The organism is Leifsonia sp. PARNA 1/14 (assembly GCF_055720965.1).
Genome location: NZ_JBVQSP010000001.1, coordinates 639,290 through 661,109 on the forward strand (window position 1 = coordinate 639,290; position 21,820 = coordinate 661,109).

Here is a 21,820-nt window from a genome sequence, read left to right on the forward strand (position 1 = left end):
ATGTCGGTACCCGACGCGCCCCCGCCCGCCGCGGCGGGCGGCAGCGCGAACCGCGCGAGCAATTGGAACGTGCCGAACCTCATCACGGTGGTACGGATCCTCCTGGCGCCGCTGTTCATCTGGATGCTGCTCGCCGACGGAGGCGCCGACGGCCCGTTGCGCTGGACGGCCGCCGTGCTGTTCGTGATCGCCATCGCGACCGACGGAGTGGACGGCGCCCTCGCCCGCCGGAACAACCTGGTCACCGACCTCGGCAAGCTGCTCGACCCGATCGCCGACAAGGTGCTGACCGGGGGAGCGCTGGTGTCGCTGTCGATCCTGGGCGAGCTGCCCTGGTGGGTCACGATCGTCATCCTCGTGCGCGAGATCGGGATCACCGTCTACCGCTTCGTCGTCATCCGGCAGGGTGTGATCGCCGCGTCGCGAGGCGGCAAGATCAAGACCATCGTCCAATCGGTGGCGATCTCGTTCGCCCTCTTCCCGCTGTGGACGATCTTCGGCGACTGGATCTTCTGGGTGAACGGCATCCTGATGACCGCCGCCGTCATCCTGACCGTGGTCACCGGCGTCGACTACCTCTGGCAGGCGTACAGAGGGAGGCAGGCCAAGCGTGCCGGGGCCTGACGACGTCGCGGCGGCCGACCTGACCTTCCGTGTCGTCCGCACTCTGGCCGAGCGCGGCCTGACGCTGGTCACTGCCGAGTCGCTCACAGGAGGTGGCCTCTCGGCGGAGCTCACGCGCGTCCCCGGGGCCTCCGCCGTCGTGCTCGGTGGCGCGGTCGTCTACGCGACCGAGCTCAAGGGCACGCTGCTCGGCGTCGAGTCCGACCTCCTCGAGCGAGAGGGGCCCGTGCACCCCGAGGTCGCCCGGCAGCTGGCCGAGGGTGCCAGGACGCATCTGGCGGTCGGCGGGCGTGCGACGGATCTCGGCGTCTCGACGACGGGAGTCGCCGGGCCGGACCCGCAGGGCGGACGTGAGGTCGGGACCGTCTACGTCGGGATCGCGTCGGCGTCGGGCGTGCGCGCGGTCGAGCTCCGGCTGGCCGGCGACCGGCAGTCGATCCGCGCCCAGACGGTCGCGCGAGCGGTGCACGAACTCGCCGTCGAGCTCGGGATCGCGGAGCGCTGACCCCCTTCCGGGGCGGTGGATTCCGCCCGCTCGACGCCCGGGAATACGCCGTGTTGCAGTCTCGTTACAGGTGATTGCATTCACAACAAAAGCCCAGTCGTCGCGGATATCGTGACCGTCAGGGATGCTGTACAGTTGGCATCCATTCGATTCGTCGGCAGGGTAGAAGAAGGAGGCTCCGAAATGATTCTTGTACGTCAGGAAATCGGCGACGTGCTCAGGGACTTCCGCCTGCAGAAGGGCCGCACACTGCGCCAGGTCGCGAGCAAGGCGAGTGTCGCCCTCGGCTATCTGAGCGAGGTCGAGCGTGGCCAGAAAGAGGCCTCGAGCGAGATCCTCGCGTCGGTGGCCGACGCGCTCGAGACGCCGGTCTCGGTGATCATGCGCGAGGTCGGAGACCGCATCGCGGTGCTCGAGGGGCTCGAGCCCGTCATCCCCGACACCATCCCGGACGACTTCGTGTCCGCTCTCGACGCGAACCTCGTCTCCCGCTGAACCAGCCGTTCGACAGTCCCGAGGGCGCCCCGCACGATGCGGGGCGTCCCTCGTTTAAGGTGAATCCATGAAGCTCAGCGAGTTCCAGCGTGCCGTCGTCGACGAGTTCGGCTCCGGCTACGGGCAGGCGCTGCTGACCGATCTCGTCCTCGCCGAACTCGGCGGCCGCACGGCCCAGGAGGCGCTGAACGCCGGCATCCCGCCCCGCGAGGTGTGGATAGCGCTGTGCCGCGAGACGGGCGTGCCGCAGTCGCATTGGTACGGCGCGGGCAAGCCGGCGCCGAAGCGCTGACGCGACTGCGCCTCACTCCCTCGCCCGGCGACACGCCGGTTCGAATCGCTCGAAGATATGTTCGGATCTGAGTAAACTCCTTCACAGCGGCAATCGAAAACGAGTTGTCCACGAATTCCACGGTCGACGCCCGGAGTGTCGGCGGTCGACCATACAGTCGAACTCGTAGCGAAGCCCACGAAGGAGAACCGAAATGCCATCACCCGCAGACCGCGAGAAGGCTCTCGAAACCGCACTCGCCCAGATCGATCGTCAGTTCGGCAAGGGCTCCGTCATGCGACTGGGCAGCGATGAACGCGCCCCCGTCGAGGTCGTCCCGACCGGGTCGATCGCGCTCGATGTCGCGCTGGGCATCGGCGGTCTCCCGCGTGGCCGTATCGTCGAGATCTATGGTCCGGAGTCCTCGGGTAAGACCACGCTGACGCTCCACGCCATCGCGAACGCGCAGCGGGCCGGCGGCATCGCGGCGTTCATCGACGCCGAGCACGCGCTCGACCCGGAGTACGCCCGCAAGCTCGGCGTCGACATCGATGCGCTCCTCGTGTCGCAGCCCGACACCGGTGAGCAGGCGCTCGAGATCGCCGACATGCTGGTCCGCTCCGGCTCGATCGACCTGATCGTGATCGACTCGGTCGCCGCGCTCGTGCCCCGCGCCGAGATCGAGGGCGAGATGGGCGATGCGCACGTCGGCCTCCAGGCGCGCCTCATGTCGCAGGCGCTCCGCAAGCTCACCGGTGCACTGAGCACCACGAACACCACGATGATCTTCATCAACCAGCTGCGCGAGAAGGTCGGCGTCTTCTTCGGAAGCCCCGAGACCACCGCCGGCGGAAAGGCGCTCAAGTTCTACGCGTCGGTCCGCCTTGACATCCGCCGCATCGAGACCCTGAAAGACGGCACCGACGCGGTCGGAAACCGCACGCGCGTCAAGGTGGTCAAGAACAAGATGGCGCCGCCCTTCAAGCAGGCTGAGTTCGACATCCTCTACGGCGTCGGCATCTCCCGCGAGGGAAGCCTGCTCGACTTCGGAGTGGAGCACGGCCTCGTCAAGAAGTCGGGCGCCTGGTACACGTACGAGGGCGACCAGCTCGGCCAGGGCAAGGAGAACTCGCGCAACTTCCTCATCGCGAACCCTGACATCGCAGCAGAGATCGAGAACAAGATCCTGATCAAGCTGGGCGTCATCGCCGACCCGAACGCGGCGGCGGAGCCCGCAGCGACCGTCGACTCCCTGGAAGAGAAGCTGCAGGCCCGCAAGGGCGCGTGAGTCGTCATCGCCACTGATCGTCCGACACTGCCGAGGAGGCCGACGTCATGGTCGTGAGGTTCCCCTCCGAACCGCATCCGGGTGGTGACTCGGGAGCGGGTGAGCAGCTCGCGAGTGGTCACCTTGCCCCGGTGACGCCGCTGCGCCGCGCAGCGGCGTCACCGGAACGGCGGCGGGAGACCTCAGCGCCCTCCGCGAAACCTCCCGTCGCGAGGCCTCTGGCCGAATTGCCGGGAGCCGACGCCTCTGAGCGGTGGAACAACACCTGGGCGGGCGAACCCGCCCGGGCGGCCGAGTCCGCGCGTGCGGCGGAGGCCGCGCACGAGGTCGAGGACGAAGAGACCGAACGGCTGACCCGCAAGACGACGGCGCTCACCATCCGGCAGCTCGCGCGCCGTGGCATGTCCCGGTGGGAGCTCGAGCAGTTGCTGACCAAACGCGAGATCGAGCCGGAGGTGTTCGCGCCCGAGCTCGACCGGCTCGAGGCGATGGGCGTGATCGACGACGCCTCGCTCGCGACGACTCTGGCGTTCACGCAGCACAGCCGCAAGGGCCTCGGGCGCTCCGCGATCGAGCTCGACCTGAAGCGACGCCACATCGCGCCGGAGCTCATCGAGGAGGCGTTGGCCGACATCGCGGACGAAGAGGAGCTGGAACGCGCCACCGAGCTGGCCGTCAAACGGATCGGGCAGCTGTCCTCCTACGATGACGAGACGACGCGCAGGCGGCTGCACGGCTTCCTCGCGCGCAAGGGATACGACTCGTCCGTCGTCCGTCAGGCGATGGACGCGGCATTCGCGACGCGCGGCCGACGCGGCGGGGTCCGATTCCAGTAGACGCGAGTCCCGGTTCCGGCCGTTCGATTCCGGCCCCGGTCGAACGTAGAATCGTACGCATCATGAGCACCGTCGAGCACCCCCGCACCTTCTCGCCGTCCCCGGCCGCGCTGACCGAGGACGGGCGCGCCCGCACCTATGAGGTGCGCACCTTCGGGTGCCAGATGAACGTGCACGATTCCGAGCGCCTCAGCGGGTCGTTGGAGGCTGCGGGCTACGTCCCGGCCGACGGCGCCGAGGCGGACGTCGTGGTCATCAACACGTGCGCCGTGCGTGAGAACGCCGACAACAAGCTCTACGGCAACCTCGGACACCTCGCCGGCGTCAAGCGCCGGCACGCCGGCATGCAGATCGCGGTCGGCGGTTGCCTAGCCCAGAAGGACAAGAACGTCATCCTCGAGAAGGCGCCCTGGGTCGACGTGGTGTTCGGCACGCACAACATGGGTTCCCTGCCCGGCCTCCTCGAACGTGCTCGCCACAATGACGCGGCCGAGATCGAGATCCTCGAGGCGCTCGAGACGTTCCCCTCGACGCTCCCCACCAAGCGCGACTCGTCGTACTCCGGCTGGGTCTCCATCTCGGTGGGCTGCAACAATACCTGCACGTTCTGCATCGTCCCTTCGCTGCGCGGCAAAGAGAAGGACCGCCGCCCCGGCGACATCCTGGGCGAGATCGGCGCGCTCGTCGACGACGGCGCGATCGAGGTGACGCTGCTCGGGCAGAACGTGAACTCGTACGGTGTCGAATTCGGCGACCGTCAGGCCTTCAGCAAGCTGCTGCGCGCCGCCGGCGAGATCGACGGGCTGGAGCGCATCCGGTTCACGAGCCCGCACCCGGCGGCGTTCACCGACGACGTCATCGACGCGATGGCCGAGACGCCGAACGTCATGCCCCAGCTGCACATGCCGTTGCAGTCCGGCTCCGACCGGATCCTGCGGTCGATGCGGCGCTCGTACCGCTCCGAGAAGTTCCTCGGCATCCTCGACCGCGTACGCGCCAAGCTGCCCGACGCCGCGATCAGCACCGACATCATCGTGGGCTTCCCCGGCGAGACCGAAGAGGACTTCCTCGAGACGATGCGGGTCGTCGAGGAGGCGCGCTTCGCGTCGGCTTTCACGTTCCAGTACTCGATCCGCCCGGGAACGCCCGCGGCGACGATGGAGGACCAGGTGCCGAAGGAGGTCGTGCAAGACCGCTACGACCGCCTGATCGCGCTGCAGGAGCGTATCTCGCTGGAGGAGAACGAGCGTCTCGTCGGCCGCGAGGTGGAGCTCCTCGTCGCCAACGGCGAAGGCCGCAAGGACGCCGACACGCACCGCCTCAGCGGGCGGGCGCGCGACAGCCGGCTCGTGCACTTCGAGCTGCCCGCCGGCTCGGAGACTCCGCGCCCCGGCGACATCGTCACGGTCCGCGTCACGCAAGCGGCTCCGCACTACCTGATCGCCGACAGCGCCGACGGGGCGCCGCTGTCGATCCGCCGCACGCGAGCCGGCGACGCCTGGGACCGCGCAGAGGCCGAGTCGTGCGCGGTGCCCACCCACGGCGGACCGGCCTCCTCCGGCGCCGGCCCGGTCTCCCTCGGCCTGCCGACGCTGCGCGTGCGCGAGCCGCTCACGTCGCCGGGCGTCGGCACCATGCCGATCTACGACCCGTCGGACGGCCAGCGCTGAGCGCCGCCGACTCGGGAGCGGGGGCCGTGGCCGCCGGTCCCGAGGACGGACCTCCCGCCATCGTCGCGATCGTCGGCGCCACCGGAACGGGCAAGACCGAGCTCTCGCTATCGCTCGCCGACGCCCTCCGGGAGCGCGGCCGCCCGGCCGAGGTGGTCAACGCCGACGCCATGCAGCTCTATCGCGGAATGGACATCGGCACCGCGAAACTGCCGCCCTCCGAATGGCGCGGCGTGCCGCACCACCTCTTCGACGTCCTCGATGTCACCGACGAGGCCACCGTTGCCCGCTACCAGCCGGAGGCGCGGCGGATCATCGGCGACATCATGGCGCGCGGGGCCACGCCCATCCTGGTCGGCGGCTCCGGGCTCTACGTGTCGAGCGTGCTCTTCGACTTCCAGTTCCCCGCGACCGATCCCGAACTACGCGCGCGGCTCGAGGCCGAGCTCGCCGCGCAGGGTCCTGGGATGCTCTTCCGGCGCCTGGCCGAGCTCGACCCGGAAGCCGCGCAGCGCATCGGATCGGCGAACGGGCGGCGCATCGTCCGCGCGCTCGAGGTCGCCGAGCTCACCGGTCGACCCGTCAGCGGGTCGCTCCCCGAGGCGCCGCGATTCTGGCGGCCGACCGTCCTGCTCGGTCTCGCCGCACCCCGGGACGAGCTGGTGCGACGGCTGGACGAGCGCGTCGAACGGATGTGGCGCGACGGGCTCACCGACGAGGTGCGAGCGCTGATCCCGCTCGGCCTGGAGCGCGGGGTGACCGCGCGCCGCGCGATCGGCTACGCGCAGGCCCTGGCCGAGGTGAAGGGCGAGATGAACCGCGCGGAGGCCATCGCGGCGACGCAGCAGCTCACCCGCCGGTACGCCCGTCGGCAGGTGAGCTGGTTCAAGCGCTACGACGACCTCCAGTGGCTCGACTACGGCGACCCGCAGCTCACCCGCGCGGCACTCGATAAGCTGTGAGGATGGCGACGCTCCACTTCACCAAGGGTCAGGGGACCGGCAACGACTTTGTGCTCTACTCCGACCCGGACGGTCGCCTGCCGCTGTCGGCATCGCAGATCGCCGCGATCTGCGACCGGCACTTCGGCATCGGCGCCGACGGTGTCATCCGGGCCGTGCGCTCGACGCACCTCCCCGAGGGGGCGGAGGCCCTCGCCGAAGACGACGGCGCCGAGTGGTTCATGGACTATTACAACGCCGACGGCTCCGTCGCCGAGATGTGCGGCAACGGCATCCGCGTCTACGTGCGCTACCTCCTGGAGTCCGGGCTCGCCGAACTCGCCGACGGCGACACCCTCCCGATCGGCACGCGCTCCGGAGTCCGCGACGTGCAGCGCAACCTCACTGGGTTCCAGGTCGACCTCGGGCGTTGGGCGCTCGACGGCGGCGAGCCGCTGGTGCGCGCCAAGGAGCTGCCCGTCGCCCGTCCCGGGCTCGGGCTCGACCTGGGTAATCCGCACGTGGTCGTCGCGGTCGCCGACGAGTCAGAGCTGGAGGCCGCCGACCTGAACTACATCCCGCACATCGAGCCGGAGCCCCTGCACGGCGCGAACGTCGAATTCGTGGTGCCGCGCGAGCCGCTCGTCAGCGACGGCATCGGGCGAATCCGGATGCGCGTGCACGAGCGGGGGAGCGGCGAGACGCTGTCGTGCGGCACGGGCGCCGCGGCGGCCGCGCTGGCGGTGCGGTATTGGGCGGGCGAAGGCGCACCCGACCAGTGGCGGGTGGAGGTGCCGGGCGGCACAGTGGGCGTCCGTATGTTCCCGACCGAGGACGGCGAGCACGTCGCTCTCTCCGGGCCGGCCGAACTCGTCTACACGGGAACGCTCGACCTCGCCTGAGCAGATCCAGCAGCGCCGGTCTACTCGGCGCCGGCCTCCTCGGCCCTGGCCTTCTCGGCCGGCCGGCGGCTCCGCAGTACGCGGTACCCCTTGGAGATCGCCTGGCGCGTCGTCGTCAGCTCGGGCATCGTCGCCTGGATCCAGCGTTGCAGCGAGTCGCTGCCGAGATTGCGCTGCACGACGAGCCAGGCGTCGGAGCCCGGCTCCAGGCGAGGCAACCAGCGCTGCAGGATGTCGTGGAGCTCGTTCTTTCCTACGCGGATCGGCGGATTGGACCAGATCGTGGTGAATTGCACGGACTCGGGAACATCATCCGGGGTCGCAGGGTTTATATTCGTGAGACCGAGTTTCTGCGCGTTCCTGCGCACCACGTCGAGGGCTCGGGTATTGACGTCGACCGCCCAGACGGTCGCATGAGGGGATTCGAGAGCAAGTGTGAGAGCCAGGGGCCCCCAGCCGCAACCGAGGTCGAGAAGCTGACCTCCGGGCGGCGCAGAGGGGACATGGTCGAGGAGCACTCGCGTACCCATGTCGATGCGCTCGGGGCTGAAGATCCCGTTCGCCGTCACCAGTTCGTACGTCTGCCCCACCAGGCGCGCGGTGAACGGCCGCAGGTTCAGTTCACTTTCGGGCGCCGGGGAAAAATAGTGATCTCCGCTGGCCATAAGAGGACCGTACAGGACGCGGACCGACAGACAAACACAGAAGCACGACGAGCTAGGGTTGACCCGACCCGGATCAGGGGACATGTATGACTGAACGAACAGAATTCGACGAGCAGACCACCGACGATGTCGTCGCGCGGGTGCTCGCGACCGAGAAGAACAAGGCGTCGGTGACGCTCTTCGGCCGGGGCGCTCAGGCCCTCCAGGAGAACGCGACCGACGGCGGCAATCACGACGGCGAGCAGTTCGACCGCGAGGAGCGTGCGGCGCTGCGACGCGTCTCGGGGCTCTCCACCGAGCTCGAGGACGTCACGGAGGTCGAGTACCGGCAGCTGCGTCTCGAGAACGTGGTGCTGATCGGCGTGTACTCGCAGGGCACCCTGCAGGATGCCGAGAACTCGCTGCGCGAGCTCGCGGCCCTGGCCGAGACGGCGGGCGCCGCTGTGCTCGACGGCCTCCTGCAGCGGCGGCCGCACCCGGACCCGAGCACCTATCTCGGCCGGGGCAAGGCCGAGGAGCTTGCGGGGGTCGTCCGCGCGCTCGGCGCCGACACCGTGATCGCCGACACCGAGCTCGCGCCCAGTCAGCGGCGCGCGCTGGAGGACGTGGTGAAGGTCAAGGTGATCGACCGCACGGCGGTGATCCTCGACATCTTCAGCCAGCACGCCAAGAGCCGCGAAGGCAAGGCGCAGGTCGAGCTCGCGCAGCTCGAGTACCTGCTCCCGCGCCTGCGCGGCTGGGGCGAGTCGATGTCCCGCCAGGCCGGTGGTCAGGTGGGTGGAGCCGGCGCCGGCATGGGATCGCGCGGTCCCGGCGAGACGAAGATCGAGCTCGATCGTCGCCGCATCCACTCGCGCATGGCGAAGCTGCGCAAGCAGATTGCCGGGTTTAAGCCGGCGCGCGAGGCGAAGCGGGCCAACCGCAACCGCAACTCCGTGCCGTCGGTGGCGATCGCCGGGTACACCAACGCGGGCAAGTCGAGCCTCCTGAACCGGGTCACGAAGGCGGGCGTACTGGTCGAGAACGCCCTGTTCGCGACGCTGGATGCGACCGTGCGCCGCAGCGTCACGGCCGACGGCCGGTTGTACACGCTCGCCGACACCGTCGGTTTCGTGCGCAACCTTCCGCACCAGCTGGTCGAGGCGTTCCGCTCCACGCTGGAGGAGGTCGCCGACTCCGACGTCATCGTGCACGTGGTCGACGGTTCGCATCCCGACCCCGCGTCGCAGTTGGCGACCGTGCGCGATGTGATCGGGGAGGTCGGCGCCCGCGACATCCCGGAGATCGTCGTCTTCAACAAATCCGACCTCATCGCGGCCGACGACCGACTGGTGCTGCGCGGCCTCGAGCCCGGGGCGATCTTCGCCTCGGCGCGGACGGGTGAGGGCATCGACGAGGTGCTCGCGGCGATCGCGCGGCTGCTGCCCGACCCCTCGGTGGAGGTCGAGCTGGTCGTTCCGTACGACCGCGGCGACCTGATCTCGGCGCTGCACGAGCGCGGCCGCGTGATCTCCACGGAGTACGTGGAGGACGGGACCCGCGTGCGCGCGCGGATCATGCCGGAGTACCAGGCGGTGTTCGAGCCGTTCGCGGTGTAGCACCGGACGATGCCTCGCACGAGGCGATGAAGGCCGGGCGGACGCTCTGTGTCATTGGATGACGCGGAGGGTTCCGCCCGGCCTTCCGCGTTGCTACGGTGACTGCACAACCGAAGCGGGCGACCGCTGACGTGGTGCGACAGCCGAGCCCGGCACCCGCCCGCCCCGTACTCTCCTGCAGCGTCCGCTGCCGGCCGGCGCGGGGTGTCCGAGAAGCTGATCGACACCTGAGGAACCATGGACTGTACCGACGCGCGGTTTTCCTTCGAGCTGTATCCGCCGCGCTCCGACCGCGCCGCCGCCGCACTGCCGGCGACGATCGACCTGTTGGCGGCCGCGCGCCCCGACTTCATCTCCGTGACTTACGGCGCCGGCGGCTCGTCGCGCGCATCGTCTCTGGAGGTCGTGCGCTACATCCTCGAGAACACCGACGTCAGCCCGATGGCGCACCTGACCTGCGTCGGGTCGTCGCACGTGGCGGCCAACCGGCTGATCCGCGAGTTCCTCGACGCGGGCGTGCGCCGCTTCCTCGCCGTGCGCGGCGATCCGCCCGCCGACCTCGCACCCGGTGAGGACGGCCTGGGCGACATCCGCAGCTCCGCCGAGCTGGTGCAGCTCATCCATCGCGTGCAGGCCGAACGCGTGCCATACGGCGAGCTGCCGGTGCCCGGCCTCCACGCGCGCACCGTCCTGAACCACCGGGAGCACGTGCAGATCGCGGTCGCCGCGTTCCCCAACGGACACCCGTCGTCGCACTCGGTGTCGCAGGACATCGACGCGCTGCTCGCCAAGCAGGCCGCCGGCGCCAACCTCGGCATCACCCAGCTGTTCTTCCACGCCGAGGACTACCTCTCGTTCGCGCAGCGGGCGAAGGAGGCCGGTGTGACCTTCCCGATCCTGCCCGGGATCATGCCCGTCACCTCGCCCGCGCGGCTCGCGCGCATGCTGGAGCTGAGCGGCGAGGACCTCCCGAGCGACCTCGCCATCCAGCTCGAGGTCGAGCCCGACGAGGAGGGCCAGCGCGAGATCGGGATCGCCTGGGCCGCCCGGCTGGCGCAACGTCTCCTCGACGGCGGCGCCCCCGGCATCCACCTCTACACCTTCAACCAGCACGCGGCGGTGCTGTCGGTCCTCGACAGGATCGGGCTGCTGCCGGCCACCACAGCATCCACCACAGCATCCACCCCCGCACCCACCCTCGAGGAAAGCGAACACGCATGACCGACACCACCACCCCGCGCTCCGCCTTCCCGGTGGGCACCGTCATCGGCTATCCCCGGATCGGCCGCCGCCGCGAGCTGAAGAAGGCCGTGGAGAGCTTCTGGGCCGGAGCGATCAGCGCCGACGAACTGGAGGCGACTGCTGCCGGGCTGCGTGCGGCGACCCGCGAGCGCCTCGCCGCGCTCGGCCTCGGCCGCGACGACGCCGCGATCCCGGAGAGCTTCAGCTATTACGACCAGGTGCTCGACGCCGCAGTGACCGTGGGCGCGATCCCGTCGCGGTTCGCGGACCTCGCCGCGGCCGACGGCTCGGTCGACCTGGCCGGCTACTTCACCATCGCCCGTGGCGAGGGCGAGAAGGCGCCGCTGGAGATGACCAAGTGGTTCGACTCCAACTACCACTACCTGGTTCCCGAGATCGGCCCGGAGACGGCGTTCCGCCTGGCGTCCGACCGCATTGTGCGCGAGTTCGAGGAGGCCCGTGCGGCCGGCTTCGTCACCCGCCCGGTGATCGTCGGACCCGTGACGTTCCTGCTGCTGAGCAAGGCGAGCGATGAGGCGCCGGAGGGCTTCCGCCCGCTGTCGCGGCTCGCCGACCTCCTGCCGGTCTACCGCGAGCTGCTGGCGCGGCTCGCGGCGGCGGGTGCGCCGTGGGTGCAGCTCGACGAGCCCGCGCTCGTCTCCGAGAGCATCGACGAGGAGCGCACCGAGGTGCTGGAGGCCACCCGTGCGGCCTACGCGGAGCTGGGCGGCGCCACCGAGCGGCCCGCGATCTTCGTCGCGGCACCGTACGGCAGCCTGGACGACGCGCTCCCGGTGCTCGCGCTCTCGCCGGTCGAGGCGATTTCGCTCGACCTGGTGCGCGGGACCATCCCGTCCGGGCTCGACGCCGTCACCGCCTCCGCCCTGACCGGCAAGACGCTGGTCGGCGGTGTGATCGACGGCCACAACATCTGGCGAGGCGACCTGGAGGCCGCCTTCGGAAAGCTGACCGCCCTGCTGTCGCTGAGCCCGGACGTCGCCGTGTCGACCTCCACCTCGTTGCTGCACGTGCCGCACGATGTCGACGACGAGCCCGAGCTCGACGCGCGCCTGAAGTCCTGGCTGGCGTTCGCCGACCAGAAGGTCGCCCAGGTCGCGGTGCTGGCGCGGGGGATCGTGGACGGGCACGAGGAGATCCAGGGCGAGCTGAGCGCCGCCACCGCCGCGCTCGCCGACCGCGCCGCGGCACCAGGTGTGCGTGTGGAGGCGGTGCGGGCGCGCGAGGCGGCTCTCACCCGCGCGGACTTCCGCCGCGGCGACTACGCGGCCCGCCTGGCCGCGCAGGACGAGGCGCTGCAGCTGCCGTTCCTGCCGACGACCACCATCGGCTCGTTCCCGCAGACCGCGGACATCCGGCGCTCGCGAGCCCAGTTCGCGAAGGGTGTCATCACCGAGGCCGACTACCTCGCGCGCATGCAGGCGGAGATCAAGCGGGTCGTCGACCTCCAGGAGGAGATCGGCCTCGACGTGATCGTTCACGGCGAGCCCGAGCGCAACGACATGGTGCAGTACTTCGCCGAGAACCTCGACGGGTTCGCCGTGACGCAGAACGGCTGGGTGCAGTCGTACGGGTCGCGCTGCACGCGCCCGTCGATCCTGTGGGGCGACGTCTCGCGCCCGAAGCCGATCACGGTCGACTGGTCGACGTACACCCAGACGCTGACCGACAAGCCCGTCAAGGGCATGCTGACCGGTCCGGTCACGATCCTCGCCTGGTCGTTCGTGCGCGACGACCAGCCGCTCGGCGAGACCGCCCGGCAGGTCGCGCTCGCGCTGCGCGACGAGATCGCCGACCTGGAGGCCGCGGGCATCCGCGTCGTGCAGGTCGACGAGCCGGCGCTGCGGGAGCTGCTGCCGCTCAAGCGCGCCGCCCAGCACGCCTACCTCGAGTGGTCGGTCGGCTCGTTCCGGCTCGCGACCTCCGGGGTCGCCGACGCGACGCAGATCCACACGCACCTCTGCTACTCCGAGTTCGGCGTGGTGATCGACGCGATCCGCAACCTCGACGCCGACGTGACCAGCATCGAGGCGGCGCGCAGCCGCATGGAGGTCGTGCACGACATCCAGCGCTCGGGCTTCGAGCACGGCATCGGCCCGGGTGTCTACGACATCCACTCGCCGCGCGTGCCGTCCGTCGCCGAGGTGACGGAGCTGCTGGAGACCGCGCTCAGCGCGATCCCGGGGCGCCAGCTCTGGGTGAACCCGGACTGCGGGCTGAAGACGCGCGGCTACGACGAGACGGTGGCGTCGCTCCGCAACATCCTCACGGCCACCCGTGACGTGCGGGAGCGAGTGGGCGTCACGGCCTGAACCCGGCGATTCGCGTCGCCTCGTTCCGCCCTGCGCGGACGAGGCGTCGCGAGTGTCGTCCCGTCGGCGATGATGAGCGCATGGTGCGCATCGCGGACGACGAGTTCGACCGGCTGGTCGACGAGGTGTTCGACGGGCTCCCGGAGGACATGGTGCGCCCGCTTGAGAATGTTGCAATCCTGATCGCCGACCAGCCGCCCGGGGCGCGTCCGCGGTTGTACGGGCTGTACACCGGGCATCCGCTGACCCGGCGCGGCGTCTACGGTTTCGGCGAGCTGCCCGACCGCATCACGCTGTTCCGCAACAACCTCGAGGCCGGTTGCGAGACGGTCGAGCAGCTCCGCGAACGGGTGCGCGTCACACTGGTGCACGAGATCGGCCACTACTTCGGCCTCGACGACGCCCGCCTCCAGGAGCTCGGCTGGGCGTGAACGGCGCCGGCCGGGTTCAGACCGCGCGGAGGACCGCGACGACCTTGCCGAGGATCTGCGAGTAGTCGCCCAGAATCGGCTCGAAGTTGGAGTTGCGGGGGAGCAGCCAGGTGTGCCCGTCGCGCTGCCGGAACACCTTCACCGTGGCCTCCTCGTCGAGCATGGCCGCGACGATGTCGCCGTTCTCCGCCGTGTTCTGGGAACGGACCACGACCCAGTCGCCGTCGCAGATGGCGGCATCGATCATCGACTCCCCGATGACCTTCAGCATGAAGAGCTCGCCGTTGCCCACCAGCTGCCGGGGGAGGGGGAAGACCTCCTCGACCTGCTGCTCCGCCGTGATCGGGACGCCGGCGGCGATACGTCCGACGAGCGGGACCATGGCGGCGTCGCCGACGGGCGTCTGGTTCTCGAAGTCGGGGGCGGGGGCCGAGGGGAGGTCGATCAGGATCTCCAGCGCCCGCGGGCGGTTCGGGTCGCGGCGCAGGTAGCCGCTCAGCTCGAGCTGGTTCAGCTGGTGCGTGACGGACGAGAGCGAGGAGAGGCCGACGGCGTCGCCGATCTCGCGCATGCTCGGCGGGTAGCCGCGCTGGCTCACCGACCGCTGGATCACGTCGAGGATGGCGAGCTGCTTCTCGCTGAGGTTCTTGCGGCGCCGCGTGCGCGGAGCCTGGTTCTCGTTCGACACGCTCGTCCCTTCGTGACCGTCCCCCGCACCCGGTCGGAACCGAATGTCGGTGGTGCCTGGTTGTCTTTCCTCCAGACAATCGAAACTGTATCCACGATACGGCGGCCCGACAAACATGTGTTCGAGTGTGTCTCGATATTCATGCGGGAATTCCCTTCGGATCGCCGATTGCGATTTCGAACATTCGAAGATATATTCGGAACAGAGCTTCGACCGAAGCCCCGAGGAGGTCACGATCATGAGCACAGCAGTCATGAGCACCGCGTCCCTGAACAGCGGATCCCTGAGCGCCGCAGCGAGCACTACCGCCGCCCCGCGCGTCCGCTTGCGCCTCACGCGTCGCGGGCGCGCCGTTCTCATGGCGCTCGTCACCCTCCCGATCGTGATCGGCGCTCTCGTCTTCGCGCTCAACGGCGGAGGCGCCGCAGCCACGGGCGAGCAGGCGCACGTGACCTTCCACTACGTCACGGTGCAGTCCGGCGACTCGCTCTGGTCGGTCGCCGAGCGACTGGCACCCAACGCCGACCCGCGCGACGTCATCGCCGACCTCGTCTCGCTGAACGGTCTCGAGTCGGCTGTAGTGACGCCGGGCCAGCAGCTCGCTGTTCCGACCCAGTACGACAAGTGATGATGACGGCGGCCTCCGGTGCCGTCGTCATACGGTGAAGCACCGCTTCGGCCCTGACTACCATTGAAAGCGTGACCTCTCTCTCCGATCTTCCGATCCGTGACGACCTGCGCGGTCGCACCCCCTACGGTGCGCCCCAGAAGGTCGTGCCCGTCGCGTTGAACGTGAACGAGAACACGCATCCGGTTCCGGACGACGTCGCAGCCGATATCGTCGCCCGCGTCGCCGTCGCCGTCACGGGCGTCAACCGGTATCCCGATCGGGAGTTCACCGAGCTGCGCCAGGCGTTCGCCCGCTACCTCGGTCACGGGCTCGTCGCCGAGCAGATCTGGGCGGCCAACGGGTCGAACGAGGTCTTGCAGCACATCCTCCAGGCCTTCGGCGGTCCCGGCCGCAGCCTTCTCGGCTTCGCGCCGACCTACTCGATGTACCCGCTGCTCGCCTCGGGCACCGGCACCTCGTGGATCGCGGCCGGTCGCGACGCGGAGTTCGAGCTCTCGCCGCAGAGCGCGGCCGCGGCCGTGCGCGAGCACGACCCCGACATCGTCATTCTCTGCTCGCCGAACAACCCGACCGGCACGCCGCTCGACCTCGCGACGATCGAGGCGGTCTACGACGCCGCGTCGGGCATCGTGGTCGTCGACGAGGCCTACGCGGAGTTCCTCCCCGACGGGGAGCAGACGGCCCTCGCGCTGCTCGCCGGTCGTCCGCGCCTGCTGATCTCGCGCACGATGAGCAAGGCGTTCGCGTTCGCCGGCGCACGCGTCGGGTACCTCGCCGCCGACCCCGCGGTCGTCGACGCCCTCCGCCTGGTGCGCCTGCCCTACCACCTGTCCGCGATCACCCAGGCGGCCGCCCTCGGCGCGCTCGCGCACGCGGACGAGATGTTGGCGATGGTCGGCGAGATCCGCGCCCAGCGCGACCGGCTGGTGGTCGAGCTCGCCGAGCTCGGTTACCTGCCGCACCGCAGCGGGAGCAACTTCGTCCTGTTCGGCGGCGTCGGCGATCCCCACGCCGTCTTCGAGGCGCTGCTGGAGCGCGGGGTCCTCATCCGCGACGTCGGCATCCCGCACCACCTGCGCGTGACGGCCGGCACCGAGACCGAGACGACGGCGTTCTTGGAGGCACTGCGCGCGCTCGGCCGTCCCGGTGCGACCCCGAGCGCCGTCGCCTCCCCAGTAAACTCGCAGTCATGACGAACCGCACCGCCCAGCTTCAGCGTGCCACCAGCGAGTCGAGCATCGAGCTGAGCCTCGACCTCGACGGCACCGGTGCGTCCGACATCCAGACCTCGGTGCCGTTCTTCGACCACCTGCTGACCGCGTTCGCGAAGCACTCGCTCACCGACCTCCGGGTGCGCGCGAGCGGCGACACCGACATCGATGTGCACCACACCGTCGAAGACGTCGGCATCGTGCTCGGTCAGGCGATCCGGGAGGCCCTCGGCGACAAGTCCGGCATCTCGCGCTACGGCGACGCCCTGGTGCCGCTCGACGAGGCGCTCGTGCAGGCGGTCGTCGACATCTCGGGGCGCCCGTACCTCGTGCACGGCGGCGAGCCCGCCGGGTTCGAGTTCCACCTGATCGGCGGGCACTTCACCGGGTCGATGGTGCGCCACGTCTTCGAGGCGATCGCCTTCAACGCCGGCATCACGCTGCACGTCACGGTCGTGGGCGGCCGTGACCCGCACCACATCGCCGAGGCCGAGTTCAAGGCCTTCGCGCGGGCGTTCCGCCAGGCGAAGGGGCTCGACCCGCTCGTATCGGGCATCCCGTCGACCAAGGGCGCATTGTGAGCGCTCCGGACGTCGTCGTCTTCGACTACGGCACGGGCAACGTGCACTCGGCCGTCAAAGCTCTGGAGGCCGCTGGCGCGAACGTCGAGCTCACCGGCAACCGCCGCCGGGCGCAGGAGGCCGACGGCCTGCTGGTGCCCGGCGTCGGCGCCTTCGCCGCAGTGGCCGACGCCCTGCGCCGCTCGCACGGCGACGAGGTGATCGACCGCAGGCTCGCGGGAGGCCGACCGGTCCTCGGGATCTGCGTCGGCATGCAGGTGTTGTTCGAGCGCGGCGTCGAGCACGGGATCGAGAGCGACGGGCTCGGCGAATGGCCGGGCACGGTCGACCTGATCCGCGCAGACATCGTGCCGCACATGGGCTGGAACCGCGTCGAGGCCCCGGAGGACTCGGTGCTGTTCGACGGCATCCGCGACGAGCGCTTCTATTTCGTGCACTCGTACGCGGCGCAGGACTGGACGCTGGAGGCCACCGGACCGTTCCCGCAGCCGCGCGTGACCTGGGCCGAGCACGGCTCGCGGTTCGTCGCCGCCGTCGAGAACGGGCCGCTCACCGCGACCCAGTTCCACCCCGAGAAGTCCGGCAGCGCCGGCCTCCGACTGCTCCGCAACTGGATCGGCTCGCTCTAGCGAGACCCACCCGGTCCGCCGCGCGGACCCGATCGAAGCCCCACTCGAGAAAGACATCGACATGAGCGAATTCACCAACACGCCCAAGCTCGAACTGCTGCCCGCCGTGGACGTGGCGGACGGCAAGGCGGTACGCCTGACCCAGGGCGAGGCCGGCAGCGAGACCAGCTACGGCGACCCGGTGGACGCCGCCGCCGAGTGGGCCGACGCCGGTGCCGAGTGGATCCACCTGGTCGACCTCGACGCGGCCTTCGGCCGGGGAAGCAACCGCGACCTCCTGAAGAAGGTGATCCGTCAGATCAAGGGGGTGCGCATCGAGCTCTCCGGCGGCATCCGCGACGACGAGTCGCTGGAGCAGGCGCTGGAGATCGGCGCGACGCGCGTGAACCTCGGCACCGCCGCGCTCGAGAACCCGGAGTGGGCGGCGAACGTGATCGGCCGCTACGGCGAAGCGATCGCGGTCGGCCTGGACGTGCGCGGCACCACGCTGGCGGCGCGCGGCTGGACGCGCGACGGCGGCGACCTGTGGGAGGTGCTCGCCCGGCTCGAGGAGGCCGGCTGCGCCCGCTACGTCGTGACCGATGTCACCAAAGACGGCACCCTCAAAGGCCCCAACCTCGATCTGCTCCGCGAGGTGATGGACCGCACCGAGCGTCCCGTCGTGGCCTCCGGCGGCATCTCGAGCCTCGACGACATCGCGGCGCTGCGCGAGCTGGTCCCGCTCGGCCTCGAGGGCGCGATCGTCGGAAAGGCGCTGTATTCCGGCGCGTTCACGCTTCCCGAGGCGCTGGATGTCGCCGGCGACTGAGCCGCCGGAGGGCGCAGGCCACCGCGACGGCAGCCGGGAGAGCCGCCGAGCGCCGCAGCCGACCGGCACCGGTGCCGACCGGCTGGCCGGATTCGCTGCGGCCCTCGCAGGCTTCACACCGTCGCACGGCGACTCCGCCGGTCAGGCGTGGGAGGGCCGCGAGTTCGACGACAACCCGTTCGGCGACGACGACGGCTCCGCGCCTGCCGAACTGCTCGGCGCGCTCGCCGCGTTCCGGGCGGGCGAGGTCGGGCCGGAGGCCGTGGTGGAGGCGGTCCGCGGTGCGCGGCTGCTGATCCCGCTGGTGGCCGAGCTCGGCGACGAGGGCACCAACGATGCCGGGCTCGCCGTCGACAAGACCCAGGAGCTCTCGATCGTGACGGTCGCCGCGCCCGACGGTCGCCGGGTGCTCCCGGTGTTCTCGTCGGTGACGGCGATGCAGACGTGGAACCCCGCGGCTCGCCCCGTCCCGGCAGCCGGACCGCGCGCGGCGCTGGCCGCGGCGTCGGAGGAGACCGAGTTGCTCGTGCTCGACCCGACCTCCGAGACCGAGTTCGTCCTCCGCCGCCCTGCGGTGTGGGCGCTCGCCCAAGGCCACGCGTGGCTGCCGAGCGACCGTGACCCGGTGGTCGGCGACGCGTTCCGCGCGTCGGTCGGCTCGGAGCTGGGCGTGCTCGACGTCGAACTGTCGGCGGGCGATCCGGACTGCCGCCTGGCGGCGGAGGAGCTCGTCGTGCGGCTGACGCTGGCGAGCGGACTGACGGCCGACGAGCTGAACGCCATCCTGTCGCGGCTCGCGCAGCGCTGGGCCGCCGACGACGCCATCGCGACGCGCGTCGACTCCCTGCGCGTGCAGCTCGCAACCGCCTCCTGACCCGCGCACCGGCACGTGCGGCTCAGGCGGTGCGGACCATCCGCAGGCCGGCGAGCACGGACAGCACGGCCACGATCGCGACGAAACCGACGAGCACGGGCACCAGCGGCCAGAGGATGAGCGCGACACCGACCAGGAGCACCGGCAGCGCCAGCCCGATGTAGGCGATCAGGAAGATCGCTGCGAGCACCTCGCCCCGGCGTTCCGGCGCGGCGAGCGAGCCGGCGACCAGGATGGCGGAGCGGAAGAGCAGTCCGACTCCGGCGCCGGCGACGACGCCGGCGACGATGAACGCGGGCAGCGAGCCGCCGAGCACCGCGACGGCCAGCCCGGCCAAGCCGAGCGCGACCAGCACGATCGCGAGGATCAGCTGCGGCCGGGTGCGCAGTCGCGCGAACACGATCTGCGAGACGGCGGACGCGGCGAACACCGAGAACGGCACGGCGCCGGCCACGAGGTGCGAGGCGACGTGGAACGTGCCGGCGAGGACGCTGGGCGCCAGCGACGTGAACAGGCCGAACACCGCGAACCCCGCGAACGCGGCGATCGCCGCGGCCGAGAACGCACCGCGCGACGCGGCGGGGAGCGAGATGCGCTGCGGCCGGTACGCAGGCCGCTCCTCCGCGCGCTCGACGGTCTCCGGCACCAGCGCGACCCCGACGGCCGCGACGGCGAGCACGACGAGGAAGACGGCGTAGGGGAGCAGTAGGGGGGCAGGCAGGAACTGCGCGAAGAGGCCGCCGATCAGCGGGCCGAGCGCGAGTCCGCCGGTGTTGACCACCGTCGAGACCGTCCCGGCCAGCCGCGGGCCCTCGTCGGGCTTCGCCACCGACCGGAGCTCGCTCAGGTGCGCGGTCGCGCTCGCGGTGAGCGCCCCGACGCCGACACCCGAGATCAGGCGGGCGACGAGGAGGCCGCTGACGTCGTTCCAGATCAGGAACAGCGCCGCGGCGACGATCTCCAGCAGGATCGCCACCAGCACCATCCGGCGCCGGCCCGCCCAGTCGCTGAGGTGACCGATCAGGAACAGGCTCGCGATGACGCCCACCGCGTAGGCCGCGAACACGACCGTGATCACCCAGGTCGGGAACCCGTCCCGTTGCTGGTAGAGCGCGTAGAGCGGCGTCGGGATCGTCGAGAACGCCATGACCGCGAGGAAGGCGGCGGCGACCACCCAGAACCCGGCGCCGTGGCGGAGGTGCCGGCCGGAGCGTTCACGGGTGGGGCGGGAGGCAGTGGCGTTGATCGACATGCCTCGATGATCCGCCTCACGGGCAATCGTGTCCAACGAATGATTCTGATGCTGGCGATCGGAGTGAGCGATGAGACGCTAGGATGACCGGATGGAGACCCGCCAGCTCGAGTACTTCGTCGCGGTCGCCGAGGAGCTCAACTTCACGCGGGCCGCGGCACGGCTTTACGCGGCCCAGTCCACCGTGTCCGCCGGGGTCGCGGCCCTGGAGCGCGAACTGGGAGGACGCCTCTTCGAGCGCGACGCGCGCGGCGTCCGGCTCACCGGCGTCGGGGAGGCCGCACTCGCGGAGGCGCGCGCCGGCCTTCAATCGATCGAACGGCTCCGCGACCTCGTGGTCGGGGAGGGCGCATTGCGCGGGGCCGTGCGCGTGGGCATCTTCACGAATCTGACGTCGATCGACCTCCCGGGCATCATGGGCGAGTTCCGGAGGCGGCATCCGGGTGTCGACCTGCGGCTCGGGCCGTCGCCGAGCGGGTCCACGGGGCTCGCCGACGACGTCCGGCAAGGCAGGGTGGACGTGGCGTTCCTGGGCCTGCCCGACGCCGTGCCCGGCGTGATCGAGCTGCCGCTCGCCGAGGTGCCCTTCGTCGCCGTCCTCCCGGACGACCATCCGCTCGCCGCCGGCGACGGCGCCGTGCCGCTGGAGGCCCTCGCCGCCGAGCGCTGGGTGGATGCGCGCGAGGGCTTCGGCAACCGGGTGACCCTCGATCGCGCCCTGACGGCCGCCGGGCTGACCCGGCAGATCGCGACGGAGCTGTCCGACCTCGGCGAGATCCCCCGGTTCGTGGCCGCCGGACTGGGCGTGGCGGCCCTCCCGACGCTGACCGTCCTCCCGACGCCCGGCGCAGTGACCCGGCCGCTGACTCCCGCGATCGAGTGGCGACTCAGCGTCATCGCGCATCCACGCCCCGGCGCGGCCGCCCGCGCGCTGGTCGGCTTGATAGCCGAACGGTTCGGGCGTGCGGTTCCGCCTACGCTGGAGGCATCATGACCGTTCTCGCCGCCGTCGTCCTGTTCCTCAACGCCCTGTTCAACGTGTTCGCCTGGCCGCGGTTCTTCTCGCGGGTGCGCACCGACAGCCGTGCGAGGGACGCCGCGGGCCGCGCGACCCCGTTCCTGGTGGTGCACGCCGTCCTCCTCGGCGTCGCCCTGCTGCTGGCGGTGCTGTCGGCCGTCGCGGGAGTGCTGTTGCTCGTCGCGTGACGTGGATGGGAGCATGAGGGCATGCCTCTCTCGATCACCGGCGACGCCGAAGCGGACGCCCTCCTCGACCAGTCCCCGTTCGCTCTCCTCGTCGGGATGCTGCTCGATCAGCAGATCGCGATGGAGACCGCGTTCACCGGCC

At 70.6% G+C, this 21,820-nt stretch carries 24 protein-coding genes and 1 pseudogene; 22 read left to right on the forward strand and 3 right to left on the reverse strand.

Features of this window, described 5'->3' with window-relative positions; translation table 11 throughout:
- The 9 genes from pgsA to dapF all read left to right on the forward strand — a co-directional run bounded on the left by pgsA (position 1) and on the right by dapF (position 7,532).
- Complete coding sequence (gene pgsA / locus AC0HS0_RS03225; RefSeq protein ID WP_472961612.1) at positions 1 to 624, forward strand: CDP-diacylglycerol--glycerol-3-phosphate 3-phosphatidyltransferase; 624 nt, start codon at positions 1 to 3, stop codon at positions 622 to 624.
- A complete protein-coding gene (locus AC0HS0_RS03230) occupies positions 611 to 1,129 on the forward strand; it encodes a CinA family protein (protein ID WP_472961613.1) in 519 nt (172 codons plus the stop codon). Before pgsA ends, AC0HS0_RS03230 begins: the two co-directional genes overlap by 14 nt.
- 183 nt (positions 1,130 to 1,312) lie before the next feature.
- Positions 1,313 to 1,624, forward strand: coding sequence for a helix-turn-helix domain-containing protein (locus AC0HS0_RS03235; RefSeq protein WP_454108703.1), 312 nt, complete (start codon positions 1,313 to 1,315; stop codon positions 1,622 to 1,624).
- 67 nt (positions 1,625 to 1,691) lie between these two features.
- Entirely contained in the window at positions 1,692 to 1,916 is a 225-nt protein-coding gene (locus AC0HS0_RS03240; RefSeq protein WP_472961614.1) for a DUF3046 domain-containing protein, read from the forward strand.
- A 193-nt stretch (positions 1,917 to 2,109) separates the two neighbouring features.
- Positions 2,110 to 3,183, forward strand: coding sequence for a recombinase RecA (gene recA, locus AC0HS0_RS03245; RefSeq protein ID WP_472961615.1), 1,074 nt, complete (start codon positions 2,110 to 2,112; stop codon positions 3,181 to 3,183).
- A 47-nt stretch (positions 3,184 to 3,230) separates the two neighbouring features.
- Positions 3,231 to 4,019 carry a regulatory protein RecX gene (locus AC0HS0_RS03250; protein WP_472961616.1) on the forward strand — a complete coding sequence of 263 codons (789 nt, stop codon included), beginning with the start codon at positions 3,231 to 3,233 and terminating at the stop codon, positions 4,017 to 4,019.
- Positions 4,020 to 4,081: 62 nt separating this feature from the next.
- Positions 4,082 to 5,689, forward strand: a complete 1,608-nt coding sequence (gene miaB / locus AC0HS0_RS03255; protein ID WP_472961618.1) for a tRNA (N6-isopentenyl adenosine(37)-C2)-methylthiotransferase MiaB — start codon at positions 4,082 to 4,084, stop codon at positions 5,687 to 5,689.
- Between the two features lie 26 nt (positions 5,690 to 5,715).
- Positions 5,716 to 6,651, forward strand: coding sequence for a tRNA (adenosine(37)-N6)-dimethylallyltransferase MiaA (gene miaA, locus AC0HS0_RS03260; protein WP_472961619.1), 936 nt, complete (start codon positions 5,716 to 5,718; stop codon positions 6,649 to 6,651).
- A gap of 2 nt (positions 6,652 to 6,653) precedes the next feature.
- On the forward strand, positions 6,654 to 7,532 hold the full coding sequence (gene dapF / locus AC0HS0_RS03265) for a diaminopimelate epimerase (RefSeq protein ID WP_472961621.1): 879 nt from the start codon (positions 6,654 to 6,656) through the stop codon (positions 7,530 to 7,532).
- 20 nt (positions 7,533 to 7,552) lie between these two features.
- On the opposite strand, the gene AC0HS0_RS03270 is transcribed toward dapF, so the two are convergent.
- Positions 7,553 to 8,197, reverse strand: a complete 645-nt coding sequence (locus AC0HS0_RS03270) for a class I SAM-dependent methyltransferase (protein WP_472961622.1) — start codon at positions 8,195 to 8,197, stop codon at positions 7,553 to 7,555.
- An 86-nt stretch (positions 8,198 to 8,283) separates the two neighbouring features.
- Here AC0HS0_RS03270 and hflX point away from each other — a divergent pair, with 86 nt between their 5' ends.
- The 4 genes from hflX (at position 8,284) to AC0HS0_RS03290 (ending at position 13,798) form a co-directional block, all read left to right on the forward strand.
- Positions 8,284 to 9,795 carry a GTPase HflX gene (gene hflX, locus AC0HS0_RS03275; RefSeq protein ID WP_472961623.1) on the forward strand — a complete coding sequence of 504 codons (1,512 nt, stop codon included), beginning with the start codon at positions 8,284 to 8,286 and terminating at the stop codon, positions 9,793 to 9,795.
- 237 nt (positions 9,796 to 10,032) lie between these two features.
- The gene (locus AC0HS0_RS03280; protein WP_472961624.1) at positions 10,033 to 11,016 is read left to right on the forward strand and encodes a methylenetetrahydrofolate reductase; all 984 of its coding nucleotides are present in this window, start codon (positions 10,033 to 10,035) and stop codon (positions 11,014 to 11,016) included.
- Positions 11,013 to 13,367, forward strand: coding sequence for a 5-methyltetrahydropteroyltriglutamate--homocysteine S-methyltransferase (gene metE / locus AC0HS0_RS03285; RefSeq protein ID WP_472961625.1), 2,355 nt, complete (start codon positions 11,013 to 11,015; stop codon positions 13,365 to 13,367). The genes AC0HS0_RS03280 and metE overlap by 4 nt, the downstream gene beginning before the upstream one ends.
- A gap of 80 nt (positions 13,368 to 13,447) precedes the next feature.
- A complete protein-coding gene (locus tag AC0HS0_RS03290; RefSeq protein WP_472961626.1) occupies positions 13,448 to 13,798 on the forward strand; it encodes a metallopeptidase family protein in 351 nt (116 codons plus the stop codon).
- 16 nt (positions 13,799 to 13,814) lie between these two features.
- Here AC0HS0_RS03290 and lexA read toward each other — a convergent pair whose 3' ends face one another.
- Complete coding sequence (gene lexA, locus AC0HS0_RS03295) at positions 13,815 to 14,486, reverse strand: transcriptional repressor LexA (RefSeq protein ID WP_472961627.1); 672 nt, start codon at positions 14,484 to 14,486, stop codon at positions 13,815 to 13,817.
- Positions 14,487 to 14,724: 238 nt separating this feature from the next.
- On the opposite strand from lexA, the gene AC0HS0_RS03300 reads away from it, so the two are divergent.
- The 6 genes from AC0HS0_RS03300 (at position 14,725) to AC0HS0_RS03325 (ending at position 19,220) form a co-directional block, all read left to right on the forward strand.
- Positions 14,725 to 15,114 (forward strand): LysM peptidoglycan-binding domain-containing protein, encoded by a 390-nt coding sequence (locus AC0HS0_RS03300; RefSeq protein WP_472961629.1) that lies wholly within the window; start codon positions 14,725 to 14,727, stop codon positions 15,112 to 15,114.
- 71 nt (positions 15,115 to 15,185) lie between these two features.
- Positions 15,186 to 16,310 carry a histidinol-phosphate transaminase gene (locus AC0HS0_RS03305; protein WP_472961630.1) on the forward strand — a complete coding sequence of 375 codons (1,125 nt, stop codon included), beginning with the start codon at positions 15,186 to 15,188 and terminating at the stop codon, positions 16,308 to 16,310.
- Positions 16,307 to 16,909 carry an imidazoleglycerol-phosphate dehydratase HisB gene (gene hisB, locus AC0HS0_RS03310; protein WP_472961632.1) on the forward strand — a complete coding sequence of 201 codons (603 nt, stop codon included), beginning with the start codon at positions 16,307 to 16,309 and terminating at the stop codon, positions 16,907 to 16,909. The genes AC0HS0_RS03305 and hisB overlap by 4 nt, the downstream gene beginning before the upstream one ends.
- Positions 16,906 to 17,538: an imidazole glycerol phosphate synthase subunit HisH gene (gene hisH, locus AC0HS0_RS03315; protein WP_472961633.1), complete on the forward strand. Its 633-nt coding sequence runs from the start codon at positions 16,906 to 16,908 to the stop codon at positions 17,536 to 17,538. The genes hisB and hisH overlap by 4 nt, the downstream gene beginning before the upstream one ends.
- A gap of 61 nt (positions 17,539 to 17,599) precedes the next feature.
- Entirely contained in the window at positions 17,600 to 18,346 is a 747-nt protein-coding gene (gene priA / locus AC0HS0_RS03320) for a bifunctional 1-(5-phosphoribosyl)-5-((5-phosphoribosylamino)methylideneamino)imidazole-4-carboxamide isomerase/phosphoribosylanthranilate isomerase PriA (protein ID WP_472961634.1), read from the forward strand.
- Positions 18,330 to 19,220, forward strand: a complete 891-nt coding sequence (locus AC0HS0_RS03325) for an SseB family protein (RefSeq protein WP_472961635.1) — start codon at positions 18,330 to 18,332, stop codon at positions 19,218 to 19,220. Before priA ends, AC0HS0_RS03325 begins: the two co-directional genes overlap by 17 nt.
- A 22-nt stretch (positions 19,221 to 19,242) precedes the next feature.
- Here AC0HS0_RS03325 and AC0HS0_RS03330 read toward each other — a convergent pair whose 3' ends face one another.
- On the reverse strand, positions 19,243 to 20,472 hold the full coding sequence (locus AC0HS0_RS03330; protein ID WP_472961636.1) for an MFS transporter: 1,230 nt from the start codon (positions 20,470 to 20,472) through the stop codon (positions 19,243 to 19,245).
- A gap of 91 nt (positions 20,473 to 20,563) precedes the next feature.
- Between AC0HS0_RS03330 and AC0HS0_RS03335 the strand changes: the two genes are divergently transcribed.
- The 3 genes and pseudogenes from AC0HS0_RS03335 to AC0HS0_RS03345 all read left to right on the forward strand — a co-directional run.
- Positions 20,564 to 21,466 carry a LysR family transcriptional regulator gene (locus AC0HS0_RS03335; RefSeq protein WP_472961637.1) on the forward strand — a complete coding sequence of 301 codons (903 nt, stop codon included), beginning with the start codon at positions 20,564 to 20,566 and terminating at the stop codon, positions 21,464 to 21,466.
- Positions 21,463 to 21,678 (forward strand): SCO4848 family membrane protein, encoded by a 216-nt coding sequence (locus tag AC0HS0_RS03340; protein ID WP_472961638.1) that lies wholly within the window; start codon positions 21,463 to 21,465, stop codon positions 21,676 to 21,678. The genes AC0HS0_RS03335 and AC0HS0_RS03340 overlap by 4 nt, the downstream gene beginning before the upstream one ends.
- Before the next feature lie 21 nt (positions 21,679 to 21,699).
- Positions 21,700 to 21,820 (forward strand): annotated as a pseudogene (locus tag AC0HS0_RS03345) (HhH-GPD-type base excision DNA repair protein); the annotation flags it as partial.

Bases quoted from the DNA above. Each gene is read 5' to 3' on its own strand.
- pgsA (WP_472961612.1), top strand. From the start codon at position 1: ATGTCGGTACCCGACGCGCCCCCGCCCGCCGCGGCGGGCGGCAGCGCG.
- AC0HS0_RS03235 (WP_454108703.1), top strand. From the start codon at position 1,313: ATGATTCTTGTACGTCAGGAAATCGGCGACGTGCTCAGGGACTTCCGC.
- AC0HS0_RS03240 (WP_472961614.1), top strand. From the start codon at position 1,692: ATGAAGCTCAGCGAGTTCCAGCGTGCCGTCGTCGACGAGTTCGGCTCC.
- recA (WP_472961615.1), top strand. From the start codon at position 2,110: ATGCCATCACCCGCAGACCGCGAGAAGGCTCTCGAAACCGCACTCGCC.
- AC0HS0_RS03250 (WP_472961616.1), top strand. From the start codon at position 3,231: ATGGTCGTGAGGTTCCCCTCCGAACCGCATCCGGGTGGTGACTCGGGA.
- miaB (WP_472961618.1), top strand. From the start codon at position 4,082: ATGAGCACCGTCGAGCACCCCCGCACCTTCTCGCCGTCCCCGGCCGCG.
- dapF (WP_472961621.1), top strand. From the start codon at position 6,654: ATGGCGACGCTCCACTTCACCAAGGGTCAGGGGACCGGCAACGACTTT.
- AC0HS0_RS03270 (WP_472961622.1), bottom strand. From the start codon at position 8,197: ATGGCCAGCGGAGATCACTATTTTTCCCCGGCGCCCGAAAGTGAACTG.
- hflX (WP_472961623.1), top strand. From the start codon at position 8,284: ATGACTGAACGAACAGAATTCGACGAGCAGACCACCGACGATGTCGTC.
- AC0HS0_RS03280 (WP_472961624.1), top strand. From the start codon at position 10,033: ATGGACTGTACCGACGCGCGGTTTTCCTTCGAGCTGTATCCGCCGCGC.
- metE (WP_472961625.1), top strand. From the start codon at position 11,013: ATGACCGACACCACCACCCCGCGCTCCGCCTTCCCGGTGGGCACCGTC.
- AC0HS0_RS03290 (WP_472961626.1), top strand. From the start codon at position 13,448: ATGGTGCGCATCGCGGACGACGAGTTCGACCGGCTGGTCGACGAGGTG.
- AC0HS0_RS03300 (WP_472961629.1), top strand. From the start codon at position 14,725: ATGAGCACAGCAGTCATGAGCACCGCGTCCCTGAACAGCGGATCCCTG.
- hisB (WP_472961632.1), top strand. From the start codon at position 16,307: ATGACGAACCGCACCGCCCAGCTTCAGCGTGCCACCAGCGAGTCGAGC.
- priA (WP_472961634.1), top strand. From the start codon at position 17,600: ATGAGCGAATTCACCAACACGCCCAAGCTCGAACTGCTGCCCGCCGTG.
- AC0HS0_RS03325 (WP_472961635.1), top strand. From the start codon at position 18,330: ATGTCGCCGGCGACTGAGCCGCCGGAGGGCGCAGGCCACCGCGACGGC.
- AC0HS0_RS03330 (WP_472961636.1), bottom strand. From the start codon at position 20,472: ATGTCGATCAACGCCACTGCCTCCCGCCCCACCCGTGAACGCTCCGGC.
- AC0HS0_RS03335 (WP_472961637.1), top strand. From the start codon at position 20,564: ATGGAGACCCGCCAGCTCGAGTACTTCGTCGCGGTCGCCGAGGAGCTC.
- AC0HS0_RS03340 (WP_472961638.1), top strand. From the start codon at position 21,463: ATGACCGTTCTCGCCGCCGTCGTCCTGTTCCTCAACGCCCTGTTCAAC.